Annotated in this window: 13 protein-coding genes and 1 other RNA gene; 5 read left to right on the forward strand and 9 right to left on the reverse strand. The window is 49.8% G+C overall.

Annotated features, from left to right (window positions below):
* Positions 1-50: 50 nt before the first annotated feature.
* The gene (locus tag H027_RS0110430; RefSeq protein WP_024872400.1) at positions 51-404 is read right to left on the reverse strand and encodes a winged helix-turn-helix transcriptional regulator; all 354 of its coding nucleotides are present in this window, start codon (positions 402-404) and stop codon (positions 51-53) included.
* 111 nt (positions 405-515) lie between these two features.
* On the opposite strand from H027_RS0110430, the gene H027_RS0110435 reads away from it, so the two are divergent.
* Positions 516-1,175 (forward strand): NAD(P)H-dependent oxidoreductase, encoded by a 660-nt coding sequence (locus H027_RS0110435; protein WP_024872401.1) that lies wholly within the window; start codon positions 516-518, stop codon positions 1,173-1,175.
* A gap of 59 nt (positions 1,176-1,234) precedes the next feature.
* Here H027_RS0110435 and nrdD read toward each other — a convergent pair whose 3' ends face one another.
* The 4 genes from nrdD to hslR form a co-directional block, all read right to left on the reverse strand.
* A complete protein-coding gene (gene nrdD, locus H027_RS0110440) occupies positions 1,235-3,373 on the reverse strand; it encodes an anaerobic ribonucleoside-triphosphate reductase (RefSeq protein WP_024872402.1) in 2,139 nt (712 codons plus the stop codon).
* 328 nt (positions 3,374-3,701) lie between these two features.
* On the reverse strand, positions 3,702-5,309 hold the full coding sequence (gene pckA, locus H027_RS0110445; protein ID WP_024872403.1) for a phosphoenolpyruvate carboxykinase (ATP): 1,608 nt from the start codon (positions 5,307-5,309) through the stop codon (positions 3,702-3,704).
* Positions 5,310-5,573: 264 nt separating this feature from the next.
* Complete coding sequence (hslO, locus tag H027_RS0110450) at positions 5,574-6,473, reverse strand: Hsp33 family molecular chaperone HslO (protein WP_024872404.1); 900 nt, start codon at positions 6,471-6,473, stop codon at positions 5,574-5,576.
* 42 nt (positions 6,474-6,515) lie between these two features.
* Positions 6,516-6,914, reverse strand: coding sequence for a ribosome-associated heat shock protein Hsp15 (gene hslR, locus H027_RS0110455; protein WP_024872405.1), 399 nt, complete (start codon positions 6,912-6,914; stop codon positions 6,516-6,518).
* Between the two features lie 195 nt (positions 6,915-7,109).
* On the opposite strand from hslR, the gene sspA reads away from it, so the two are divergent.
* Together sspA and H027_RS0110465 are read left to right on the forward strand one after the other, a co-directional pair.
* Positions 7,110-7,742: a stringent starvation protein SspA gene (gene sspA, locus H027_RS0110460; RefSeq protein WP_024872406.1), complete on the forward strand. Its 633-nt coding sequence runs from the start codon at positions 7,110-7,112 to the stop codon at positions 7,740-7,742.
* A gap of 11 nt (positions 7,743-7,753) precedes the next feature.
* Positions 7,754-8,185 carry a ClpXP protease specificity-enhancing factor gene (locus H027_RS0110465; protein WP_024872407.1) on the forward strand — a complete coding sequence of 144 codons (432 nt, stop codon included), beginning with the start codon at positions 7,754-7,756 and terminating at the stop codon, positions 8,183-8,185.
* 38 nt (positions 8,186-8,223) lie between these two features.
* Here H027_RS0110465 and dolP read toward each other — a convergent pair whose 3' ends face one another.
* The 4 genes from dolP to H027_RS0110485 are packed head-to-tail and all read right to left on the reverse strand — an operon-like array spanning position 8,224 to position 11,621.
* On the reverse strand, positions 8,224-8,802 hold the full coding sequence (gene dolP / locus H027_RS0110470; protein WP_024872408.1) for a division/outer membrane stress-associated lipid-binding lipoprotein: 579 nt from the start codon (positions 8,800-8,802) through the stop codon (positions 8,224-8,226).
* Positions 8,803-8,818: 16 nt separating this feature from the next.
* Entirely contained in the window at positions 8,819-9,397 is a 579-nt protein-coding gene (locus H027_RS0110475; protein WP_024872409.1) for an SIS domain-containing protein, read from the reverse strand.
* Between the two features lie 9 nt (positions 9,398-9,406).
* Positions 9,407-9,784 carry a YraN family protein gene (locus H027_RS0110480; RefSeq protein ID WP_024872410.1) on the reverse strand — a complete coding sequence of 126 codons (378 nt, stop codon included), beginning with the start codon at positions 9,782-9,784 and terminating at the stop codon, positions 9,407-9,409.
* Positions 9,735-11,621 (reverse strand): penicillin-binding protein activator, encoded by a 1,887-nt coding sequence (locus H027_RS0110485; protein ID WP_161632455.1) that lies wholly within the window; start codon positions 11,619-11,621, stop codon positions 9,735-9,737. The genes H027_RS0110480 and H027_RS0110485 overlap by 50 nt, the downstream gene beginning before the upstream one ends.
* A gap of 81 nt (positions 11,622-11,702) precedes the next feature.
* Here H027_RS0110485 and rsmI point away from each other — a divergent pair, with 81 nt between their 5' ends.
* Both rsmI and rnpB read left to right on the forward strand, forming a co-directional pair.
* Entirely contained in the window at positions 11,703-12,548 is an 846-nt protein-coding gene (gene rsmI, locus H027_RS0110490; protein ID WP_024872412.1) for a 16S rRNA (cytidine(1402)-2'-O)-methyltransferase, read from the forward strand.
* A 36-nt stretch (positions 12,549-12,584) separates the two neighbouring features.
* Positions 12,585-12,966, forward strand: an RNA gene (gene rnpB / locus H027_RS18530) — RNase P RNA component class A.
* Positions 12,967-13,011 lie beyond the last annotated feature (45 nt).

The following is a 13,011-nucleotide window of genomic DNA, read 5'->3' on the forward strand; positions in this document are numbered from 1 at the left end:
TTTTTCACCCATCCAATCGGCAAATGCGGTGAGTGAGATCTGCCTGTGGCTTAGGCACTTTGATCTTCCCGCAAGTTGACCAGTAACTCTTTATAGCCATCGCCCCACTGTTTCAATCCCATCAGGATCGGTTCCAGTGTGCGACCGAATTCGGTCAGGCTGTATTCCACCCGAGGCGGCACTTCGGCATACACTTCCCGGTGCACCACATTATCGGCTTCCAGTTCCCGCAGTTGCAGAGTCAGCATGCGTTGCGTTACGCCCGGCACCATCCGGTGCAATTCATTAAAGCGTTTGGTCCCGTCCAATAACCGAAATAGGATCACGCCTTTCCATTTGCCACCAATCACCGAGAGGGCTGCTTCTACCGAGCAACCAAAGAAACAGGGCTGGCGAGTCGTCATTGATAACCTCCATTAGTATACAAAATGATACTACATCACATTTTTGTGCGTACTTACTTAATTGTAGGTTAAATGATACAACAGTCTCGTATTTAATAAACGGAGCACAACATGACTAAACAAGATATTCTGGCTGCTTATGCCTTTCGTCATGCCTGCAAGGCATTCAACCCGGAAAAGAAAATCAGTGCAGATGATTTCGACACCATTCTGGAGACTGGTCGCTTGTCCCCCAGTTCGTTTGGTTTTGAACCATGGCAGTTTCTGGTGATTCAGGATGAAGTCCTGCGCGATAAAATCCTGCCGATTGCCTGTGGGCAAAAACAGATCCCCACGGCCAGCCATCTGGTGATCACGCTGTCTCGTCGTGGCGAAACCTTGGTTGCCGGCAGCGATTATCTGCTGCGCTTTATGCGCGAAACGCAGCAGTTGCCAGAAGAGGTTGTCAAAATGAGAAGCGACTTCTATGCCTTTTTCCAGAAAGAGTTGTTTAAGCTGGAAGGTGACGAAGCCAGAATTGCGGCATGGGCGGCCAGACAAACCTATCTGCCGATGGCAAATATGATGACGACCGCCGCGTTGCTGGGGATTGATTCCTGCCCGATTGAAGGTTTCAACAAGGCCGAGCTGGAAGCATTACTGGCCAAAGAAGCAGGCGTGGATCTGAACACGTTTGGAGTGGAACACATGACCGCCTATGGCTACCGGGCCGGCGAACCTGCACGTGTGAAAACCCGTCGTACCACGGAAGAAGTTGTCCGCTGGTTGTAAAAGAAAACCGCCGGTGGTTTCCCTGCCGGCGGTGTCATTCATGTGATGCAAAAACGCAGTTATTTGCCAAAACTCGGCAGATGTTTCACGCGGCGTTTCACTTCTTCCTGTTTACCTGCATTGAACGGGCGGGCATCGGGGCTACCGAGATAACCACACACCCGACGGGTTACGGAAACCTTGGTGGAGTCATGATTGCCGCATTTCGGGCAGGTAAAGCCCTTGCTGGTACATTCAAACTCTCCGGTAAAACCGCATTCATAACACTCGTCGATCGGCGTATTGGTGCCGTAATAAGGCACGCGGTCATAGCTGTAATCCCAGACGTTTTCCAGCGCTTCCAGATTATGCTGAATGTTCGGATATTCACCGTAGCAGATGAACCCGCCATTCGCGATTGGAGGATAAGCCATCTCGAAATCGATTTTCGCGTATGGATCGACTTTCTTCTCCACATCCAGGTGGAAGCTGTTGGTGTAATAGCCTTTATCAGTCACACCATCCCGCACACCAAAGGTTTTGGTATCCAGATGGCAGAAGCGATTGCACAGGTTCTCGCTCGGGGTGCTATACAGGCTGAAGCCGTAGCCGGTTTCATGTTTCCATTCATCTACCGCATCACGCAGTTTCTGGACGATAAGAACGGCCTTCTGACGCAGGGTTTCATCATCAAACACATGCTTCTGGTTACCATACAGTGCATTGATGGTCTCATGGACACCGATATAACCCAGCGAAATCGAGGCGCGGCCATTTTTGAAAATCTGAGCAATATCATCATCGGCTTTCAGACGTACACCACAAGCACCTTCCATATACAGGATCGGTGCCACACGCGCTTTCACGCCGTTCAGACGTTCAATGCGTGCCATCAGGGCTTTCTTGCATAAACGCAGACGGCCGTCGAGCAGATCAAAGAAATGTGCTTCGTCGCGGGCTTCCAGCGCAATACGCGGCAGGTTCAGGCTGACCACGCCCAGATTATTCCGCCCTTCGTGGATCAGCTTGCCGTCTTCTTCATACACCCCCAGGAAGCTGCGGCAACCCATCGGGGTCTTGAACGAGCCGGTCACTTTCACGACCTGATCATAGTTCAGAATGTCTGGATACATGCGCTTGCTGGCACATTCCAGCGCCAGACGCTTGATATCGTAATTCGGATCGCTCTGCTTATGGTTGATGCCATCGCGGATCGCAAACACCAGTTTCGGGAACACGGCGGTCTTGTGGTTTTTACCCAGACCGGCGATCCGATTTTGCAGAATCGATTTCTGGATCAGGCGTGACTCCCAGCTTTCACCCAAGCCAAAGCCAAAGGTCACGAAGGGGGTCTGACCATTGGCAGTATGCAGAGTGTTGACCTCATATTCCAGCGACTGGAAGGCGTCATAACACTCTTTTTCGGTACGGGCATGGGCATAACCGTCAGCATCCGGGATCTGCCATTCTTCTGCTACCTGACGATGTTTTTCATAGCTCTTGGTCACATAGGGGGCCAATATTTCATCAATCCGGTTGATGGTCGTGCCGCCATAAATATGGCTAGCTACTTGAGCAATGATTTGAGCGGTTACGGCCGTGGCCGTTGAAATTGATTTTGGCGTATCAATTTCGGCATTTCCCATTTTGAAGCCGTGTGTCAGCATGCCTTCAATATCGATCAGCATACAGTTGAACATCGGGAAGAACGGCGAGTAATCGAGATCGTGAAAGTGGATCTCGCCGCTTTCATGCGCCTGTACCACATCGCGAGGCAGCATATGCTGTTTGGCGTAATGCTTGGCAACGATACCCGCCAGCAGATCGCGTTGCGTCGGGATCACTTTGCTGTCTTTGTTGGCATTCTCATTCAGCAGTTCGGCGTTGGTCTGCTGGATCAAGCCTTGGATCTCTTTATTGAGGCGGCCTTGTTTTTCACGGGCCAAATCACGATCATGACGGTATTCGATGTAGGCACGAGCGAGCGTCTTGTGCGGGCCTTCCATCAACAGGTTTTCGACCAGCGTCTGTACTTCACTGATATCGACTTCATCACGCCCAGCTAACTGAGCGGCGATCTGACCAGCGACTGAGGCGCAATACGCGTCGTCTCTTACATTTACAGCTTCAGCCGCTTTTGCGACTGCGTGCCATATGCGTGAGCCATCAAACGATACGCGGCAGCCGTCGCGTTTGATTACCAGCGGTTTTGCTTGCATTTCTCATAGCCCTCGTGCTAATCCGACATTGTATGTCGTTGTGGTGGTAATACTATATATAGTTCATATTGAGGCGAATTTAACTATATATTGCGATTTTATTCAGGAGGATAGTTATTGTTTTTTTGATCTAAAACAGGGAATTGCCAGATTTGAGCAGCACTTCATCAGTGAAAAAAAGTGCATTTTGTGATGTCAAAAGGCTTGAAAAATCTGTAGCCCTTGCAGAATGCGGGCTGACGTAAAATGTAATTTTTCTGTTAAAAAAAGAGCCACAGACGTGGCTCGTTGATCAAGATTTTGGGGGTATTTCCCTGCCATCCATTACTTAAGGTAATTGCGGCCCGGCGGCCACCAGACGTTTACCCTGTTCATTGTCGGTGTATTGTGCAAAGTTCTTGATGAAGCGTTGCGCCAAATCTTCCGCTTTACGCTGCCATTCAGCCGGATCGGCATACGTATCACGCGGATCCAGGATCTGTGGGTTCACGCCGGGCAGATCAATCGGCATGGCCAGATTGAATATCGGCAAGGTTTTCATCGGTGCCTTGTCAATGGAACCATCCAGAATGGCATCAATGATGGCGCGGGTGTCATGGATCGAGATCCGCTTGCCGGTACCATTCCAGCCAGTGTTGACCAGATAGCAGCTGGCACCCGAGGCTTCCATCCGCTTGACCAAGACTTCACTGTATTGGGTCGGATGCAGTGTCAGGAAGGCCTTACCAAAGCAGGCCGAGAAGGTGGGGGTGGGTTCGGTCACCCCGCGTTCGGTGCCTGCCAGTTTGGCAGTAAAACCAGCCAGGAAATGGTATTGGGTCTGATCATGTGTCAGTTTAGAGACCGGTGGCAACACGCCAAAAGCGTCCGCTGTCAGGAAGATCACTTTCTGAGCCGGCCCGGCTTTGGATACCGGCTTCACAATGTTTTCTATGTGATAGATAGGGTAGGAAACCCGGGTGTTTTCAGTGATGGAGTTATCATCAAAATCGACGTGACCTTCGGCATCGACCGTGACGTTTTCCAGCAGGGCATCACGACGGATCGCATTGTAAATATCCGGCTCTGCCTCTTTGCTCAGCTTAATGGTTTTGGCATAACAGCCGCCTTCAAAGTTGAACACGCCATCATCATCCCAGCCATGCTCGTCATCGCCGATCAACAGACGTTTAGGATCGGCCGACAGGGTGGTTTTCCCTGTTCCCGACAGGCCGAAAAAGATCGCTACATCTCCGTCTTTGCCGACGTTGGCAGAGCAGTGCATAGAAGCAATGCCGCGTAATGGCAGCAGGTAGTTCATGACAGAGAACAACCCTTTTTTCATTTCACCGCCATACCAGGTGCCACCAATGACCTGCATATTTTCGGTCAGATTGAAGGCAACAAAGTTTTCAGAATTCAGTCCCTGTTCTTTCCAGTTGGGGTTGGTCGTTTCAGAACCATTCAGTACCACAAAATCAGGTTCAAAGTTGACCAGTTCTGAATCACTGGGGCGAATGAACATATTTTTGGCAAAATGAGCCTGCCAAGCCACCTCAGTAATGATGCGTACCGCCAGACGACTATCAGGGTTGGCACCACAGAAACCATCAATGACAAACAAACGCTTGCCGGACAGCTCTTCCACGACCAGTTTTTTCAATTCAGACCAAATGGCTGGCGTGATGGGTTTGTTATCGTTCTTTCCCCCTTCTGACCACCAGACGGTATCACGGGTCGTATCATCCAATACCAGATATTTATCTTTGGGTGAACGGCCGGTAAAGACCCCGGTTTTGACATTAATCGCACCGAGCTGGGTCACGACACCACGTTCATAACCCACCAGATTAGGATTGAGCTCCTCTTCATATAACTGATCATAAGAAGGGTTGCGGACAACTTCTTTTACGTTAGAAATACCATAGCGTTCGAGGTCTAAACGGGCAGTAGTCATAAGTTTGCTCCTGTGTGTGACCAAAGGGGGAGTAGGTACAACTGGATTCAGTTTAGGAGCTTCTGGCGTTATTAATGCTGATGACTTCAAATAATGCGGATGAGCTTACAGTTTTTAGGGATTAAATTTATTTTGCGAGCAAGCCAACAGAATGTAGTCATTTGAGGTGTAAGAATACAGCGTTAAGATGGAGAGCGGAAAAGCCGGGTAATGGCAAAAAACCATTACCCGGTGATTCCTTTACGGCCTAGGCCAGATTTGAAATCAGTGTAAAACACCGTGTTCCTCAGCGGGAGGCGTCTGCTGATCGTTAAACAGGTGGGCGACATCATTCGCGGTAAAATGGTATTCCGTGCCGCAATAATCGCAATCCATGCGGATCTCGTCACGTTCTTCCAGAATCGAATCTACCTCATCTTTACCTAACTGTTGCAGTGCCGATTCACAGCGGGCCCGGGAGCAGGTACAGACAAAATTGACCGCTTGCGGTTCAAACAGACGAACCTGTTCCTGATGGTACAAGCGATAGAGGATCTCTTCTGCGGGCAGATTCAGCAGCTCTTCGCTTTTGATCGTATCCGTCAGCGTGATCACGTGTTCATAATCCAACGCCTGCTGCTCGTTGTTACTGTTTGGCATAGACTGAATTAACATGCCTGCAGCAGCCGGGTGTTCTTCGTTCTGTTCGTTTTTCAACCAGATGCGTGTTGGCAACTGTTCAGATTGGGCAAAGTAACTTTCCAGACAAGCGGCTAAGGTATCGCCATCTAGGGCCACAATTCCCTGATAACGTTCGCCTTCATCGGGAGTGATGGTGATCATCATATGACCTTTACCAATCAACTCATGCAACCCTGCGTTTTCGGCAATCACGCCTTCGTAGCGGGCAACACCACGCAGTTGCTGCTGATGATCACCATTAATTACCGCGAAACGAACAGGACCATCGCCTTGAAGTTGCACGGTAATCGAGCCTTCAAATTTCAGGGTCGCCGTCAGCAGACTGGTTGCCACCAGCAGCTCACTGAGCAGACGCTGGATGGCCAGAGGGTAGTGGTGACCACTCAACATATCTCTCGTGGTCTGGTTTAACTGTACCAGCTCACCGCGTATCTCATAATTTTCAAAGATAAAACGATGTAATTGATCCGGAGTTTGATTCATATCAGAGGTTCTCAATGTTGAAGGTAGAATAACGCTGGAGCATCATTCACCTTGTTTAAAACGTACCAGGTCACGTCGCTGTTTTTTATCCGGTTTGCTGTCAGGATGCGGTGCAAATAACGTATTGAGGCGATAGGCTTCCGCATTCCGCTCCCGTTTGGCAATACTTTCTTCACTTTCCACATACAGCGATTGCGCTTGCGGGGCAGAGAGGCGTTGCACACTTAATCCAAGCACCCGGATCTCTTTATCGTCATATCCCTGACGGATCCGAATCACTGCTCCCACCTCAACTTGCTTGCCGGGTTTGGTTCGCTGACCGTTATAGTGAACCTTGCCGCCTTCAATCATGCTACGGGCTAACGCACGGGTTTTATAAAAGCGAGCAGCCCAGAGCCATTTATCAAGACGGACTTCATTGTTCTCAGTTGCTTCCGGCATGAATGCTCCTGAAGGGTTGGGTTAATAAATAGTTTATCAGAAGCAAAGATCAAGGCGAACAACTCACATAGTTCTATCCTCAAACTGCTGAAAATTTGATATACTACCCGGCCTGCTTGTGTTACCCACGTAATACACCCCGGATTGATGATGGCTGTTGCCATCCTATTTTTCTTGTTCTGAATGGAGGGAACAATGGCTTTCGCTGCCAACAAGCGCTCCGTCATGACCCTGTTCTCCGGCAATGACATGTTTAGTCACCAGGTGCGTATTGTCCTGGCCGAGAAAGGCGTGACCTTTGATATCTGCATGGTGGATGTAAACAATCTGCCGGAAGAATTGCTGGAGTTGAATCCGTACAACTCTGTGCCCACTCTGGTTGATCGTGATCTGGTACTCTACACATCACGTATCATCATGGAATATCTGGACGAGCGTTTCCCACATCCGCCTCTCATGCCGGTCTATCCGGTGGCGCGTGGTAACTGTCGCCTGATGATGCACCGTGTGGAACTGGACTGGTACACATTAGCAGACAAGATCCTGAACAATGCTCCGGATGCCGATGCTGCCCGCAAACAATTGCGTGAAAGCCTGCAATCGATGGCGCCACTGTTCCAGGAATATCCTTTCTTCATGAACGAAGAGTTCAGTCAGGTGGATTGCTACATGGCCCCCCTGATGTGGCGCTTGCCAATCATGGGTATTGAATTCACCGGCAAAGGTGCGAAGGAGCTGAAGGCTTATATGACGCGTTTATTTGAACGTGATTCATTCCAGGCTTCCTTGACTGATGTCGAACGTGAAATGCGCAACGGAATAATCTAATGGTACCGAACATGACGCCTACGCGCCCCTATCTGCTACGGGCATTCTATGAATGGCTGTTGGATAACGACATGACACCGCATTTGCTGGTGGATGCCAATGCCAGGATGGTGCAAGTTCCCCAGCAATATGCGCGGGATGGGCAGATTGTTCTGAATATTGCTCCACAGGCGGTCGTGGCGTTTACCATGGATAACGAGGCGGTCAGCTTTAACGCCCGTTTTGGTGGTGTGCCACAACAGGTTTATATTCCGATGGCTGCTGTATTGGCAATTCATTCCCGTGAGAATGGTGCGGGTACCTTTTTCCCGCCAGAGCCAGCTTATGCGGCTTGGCAGGAAGAGAAAGTTGCTGCTTCATCAGAAGACAAATCTGCTGTGGATGATGACGATCCACAGCCACCGCGTCCTGAGGGCAGACCTACATTGCGCGTTATCAAATAACATGAAAAAGGGAATCTGATGATTCCCTTTTTTGTTTCTTATTTTTGTACGTATTCAAAGACACGGATCACTTTCGACACACCGGATACATTCCGTGCGATTTCTACCGCCAGTTCCCCTTCATCATGCGTAACCATACCCATCAGATAAACCTGACTGTCTTCGGTAATAACCTTGATATGGCTGCTATCAAAGTTTTTCTCCGCGATCAGCATGGTACGGACTTTAGACGTGATCCAGCTGTCATTGGTGCGCAAATCATACCCGATAGGGTCTGCTATTTTTATTTCATTATAAACCTTGCGAACACCATCTTGTTTTTCTGCCATGGCTTTTACTTCTTCGCTGTATTTCTGATGCGGGGTTTGCCCTACCAGCAATACGATACCGTTGTTGCTGCTAACAGAAATATGGCTGATACGGGATATGTCAGGGCGGTTCGTCAGATCATGCCGAATATTTAATTCGATTTTTTCATCATCGACCTGTGCCGTAAGTGTGCGGCGATCCTTTGCAGCGACAACACCGGTTGTTGCGCCTCCAGCTAGTAAAACACCAACGCAACCTTGTAGTAGTAATAAACTGGCCAGCGAGATCGGAAGCAGTTTACGCAACATAATAATTCCTCAATGGTTATTGGGGGAACAGAGTTTGATCTATCAGGTCGCTCAGGCAGTTCAGCACGAGCAAATGGATTTCCAGAATGCGCGAGAATCGCGCAGAAGGACAACGAATTTCGACATCACTTGGCCCAAGTAAGCCCGCAAGTTCGCCTCCATGACCGGTATTTAAAATCACCATAGTCATGTCGCGTGACAAGGCGGCTTCTGCTGCATGGATCAGTTCGCGGTTATCTTCTTCGGTTGTGATCAGCAACAGGATGTCACCTTGCAGTCCGAGCGCTCGGATCTGGTGGGCATAGACATCTTCAAATTTGCCATAATGGCTTAGGGAGCTCATCAGATTGCCGTCACAGGTGAGTGCGATCGCAGGCAGAGAAGGTCGTGCTGTTTCAAAACGACTCATCAAATGAGACACAAATAACTGGGCAAGTGCGCCAGAGGCGCCATTACCACAGGTGAGGATCTTATTACCGTTGAGTAGACAGATAGCCAGCATCTGGGCTGCTGTTTGAATACTTTCTGAAAGTATTTCAGCCGCAGCAATTTTTGTCTGAATACTTTCGGTAAAATTTTCTCTGATCCGATCCAAACCTTTCTCCTAAAATGCGTTTTTTAACCAGCTACACTGGTCATTATCGTACGATACTATGTCAAAACGGCAAGCCTGATGTGCTTCATTGATTTTTTGGCTGAGCAAATAATAACGCGCAGTATGCCGTATTTTTCGTTGTTTCGCCGGGGTAACGGAAGATAATGCGCCGCCGTAATCAGATGACGCCCGATAGCGAACTTCGACAAACACCAGCGTTTGTTGTTCCCGCATGATGAGGTCTAATTCACCCTGACGACAGTGATAGTTGGCACAGACAAACAACAGGCCCTGTTGTTCTAGAAAACTGCGGGCCTGTTGTTCGTAATATTGACCTTTATTGCGCCGGTTGAGCGGCTGGGGGCGTTGTGGCTGGTTCTGGTTCATTCGTGGTCAGCTGTCCGCTGGCATAGCGAGTCCACAGAAGGTCGTGCATGATTACGCCATCAGTTGTGATATGCAGGATGCCGGTCAGTCCATTGATGGTCTTTTCCGGATTCTGGCGCAATTCACTTAACTGCGGTATCAAGGTGCCTGCATCGTACCCCATGGCATAAAGACGCAATTGATCGCCGGAAGCCTGAGGTAATACCGTATTGGCTTTGGCTAATTCATCCGGCATTTTGTTCAGCATCCAAGGCATATCGCCCAATTGCATACCATTGAGTGCTAGTGCAACATCGGCTCGCAGACCGCTACTGTTACTTTTTGAACCTAAGTAATAGGCGGGGCGCACAGGTGAAGCACCCAACATGATATCAATGCTGGATTTGATGCTTGAGGCTTCAAAAGGGGATGCGAGCATAAAAATAGCATCGATTCGGTTAGGATCATTGGCGGGATCGGTGGCCAATGATTGCACTTCACCAGCGTGCGCTGATGCAGCAGTGCCGCCCAGTTTCTGCCGTAAAACCGTTTGCAGTTCATCTCGACTACGGAATTTGGCAACCGTGGCATCGCCGATATCCAGCGATTTCCAGTAATTGTTAAAACCCGTCGCGGTCCGTTCGCCTAATGAGTTGGATGGCAGCAACAGCAGCGGGTGTTTCATGCCATCAGCATGAATTTTCTGCGCTATCTGGGCGGCTTCATCCTCCGGCGAGAGGGAGAAATAATAGAGATTATCGGCGGCAGGTTGGGAATCCAGCTGATTTAATGCCAGCACCGGGATGCTGATGTGGCTGGCAAACAGCTGTTCCACTTTATTCTTTTGCAATGGACCAATCACCAACTGAGCCCCGTTTTGCTGAATTTTATTCAACAACTCCGGCATGGGCATGCTGTTTTCATCGTAATAGGTGAAGGTCAGTTTATTTCCTGATGCCAGGTTAGACTGGTCTAACCCCGTTTTCAGCGCATTGGCGGGGAGTGCCAACTTGCCTGACAATGGCAGCAAGACCGCAACTTTCTGGATATCGGATGTTGTCGTGATCCCTTGATTGTTCTGAGCGATAGCGGGTTGTGCTGGTTCTGCCGCAGGCGTAAATAGCGCGGTCGCAGGGTGATTCGGATGACGTTTTTGCCAATCAGCGAAGAGTGGTTGCTGACCCTTGGCTTCTTTGCTGATAGCAGCCAACTCAAACCAGCCCGCAGCTTTTTCGCGTTTCATACGTTCCGCGGCATTGACATAGTTTTTCAGCGTATTGCTATCGCTTTCTTTTAATAGCGACCAGATTTGTTGCTGATTTTTACTGGCCTGTTCGCCATTCAGATAAGGATCCAGAGAAATCAGACTGTTTGCGGCGGCTGTTTTCTGGCCGGTTCTTAGTAACAGTTCTGACTGCAAACGATAGTAAAATTGCACTGTATTATTATCTAACGGCCGCAGGTCGATGCCAGCAATGCGATTTAAGGCTTTACTGGATTGCCCCTGTTTGCCCAATTGCAACGCGTTCAACAAGCGTACAGCAACTTTCTGCCGTGGCGTGGTAGCCTCTCTGGCTAGTTGTTGCTGTATGGCATTGGCCTGCGTACGATCGCCATCCAGAATCAGACGGCGAGCAGCCAGCACTTGCAAAGCAAAGCGATCTTCCGGGCTGGTGGCACTGTCGATCTGTGACAGATACCACTGGCTATTTTTTGTTAACGGACCGAATGCGGATATGGGGGCATTTTCGGCACTACTTTCACTGTGATTTCCAGCGGCACAGCCTGATAACAACAGGACAATGGCAAACAGCCACCAGAAATGTGGTACAGTGCGCAACTTGCTAATCCGGCTCAAGATTTATCTCCAACCTACCAACGTTTGGTGTCTAGTGTAATCGTCACACCGGAACGACACAAATTTTCGACAGGAGTTTTCATGACTATATCACCTTGTCTGTATATTGTACCGACACCCATTGGTAACCTGTCTGATATCACATTAAGAGCCATTGAGGTATTAAAATCAGTCGATTGCATCGCCGCGGAGGATACCCGGCATAGTGGTGTTCTGTTACAGCACCTCGATGTCAAAGTGCCGATGCTGGCACTGCATGATCATAATGAACAGCAACGGGCCGGGCTGCTGATCCAGCGTATTCAGCAAGGCCAAAGCATTGCGTTGATCTCCGATGCCGGAACGCCACTGATTAGTGACCCAGGATATCATCTAGTAAAAGCCTGTCGTGATGCGGGAGTTAAGGTGGTGCCACTGCCTGGTCCGTGTGCGGCGATCACGGCATTGAGTGCCGCTGGCTTGCCCACCGATCGCTTTGTGTTCGAAGGCTTCCTGCCTGCAAAAGAAAAGGGCAAGGAAGATCGCCTACAGGCGCTGGCAGATGAAACGCGTACCATGGTGTTTTATGAATCGCCCCGTCGTGTCATCGATACGCTGACGGCCATGCTTCAGGTATTTGGCGAGCGTCAGATTGTCATTGCCCGTGAATTGACCAAGACATTTGAAACGCTGCACAGCTTGCCGCTTTCGGAAATGCTGGTTTGGTTGCAGGAAGACGATAACCGTACCCGTGGTGAGTTTGTACTGATGCTGGCTGGGAAAGCAGATAACAGTGAAGAGTTGCCAGCCGAGGTTTTGCGTACTTTGACACTGCTGATGGCCGACTTGCCGCTGAAAAAAGCGGCAGCATTAACGGCTGAAATTTATGGTGTGAAAAAGAATGCGCTGTATGCCTGGGGTTTGGAAAAACAGAATTCTGAGAGATAGTTTGCCGCGAAGGGCTAACCCCCCTATAATGCGCGCGGGGTTGGCCGGGCAATCGCCGTTTTGTTGTTGTACCTTCGGGTAGACAAGCAGGAGGGAGGAAAGTCCGGGCTCCACAGGGCAGGGTGCCAGGTAACGCCTGGGAGGCGCAAGCCTACGACCAGTGCAACAGAGAGCAGACCGCCGATGGCCCGTAAAGGGATCAGGTAAGGGTGAAAGGGTGCGGTAAGAGCGCACCGCGCGACTGGTAACAGTTCGTGGCACGGTAAACTCCACCCGGAGCAAGACCAAATAGGCTCCCTTGGCGCGGCCCGCGTCGGGAGCGGGTAGGTTGCTTGAGCCTGCGAGCGATTTCAGGCCTAGAGGAATGATTGCCACCGCGCAAGCGGAACAGAACCCGGCTTACAGGCCAACCCCACTCAATAATCCCGTCCATCAGTGACGGGATTTTTTGTTTTTACTCAGT

This window comes from Tolumonas lignilytica, from assembly GCF_000527035.1.
GTDB classification, from domain to species: Bacteria; Pseudomonadota; Gammaproteobacteria; order Enterobacterales; family Aeromonadaceae; genus Tolumonas; species Tolumonas lignilytica.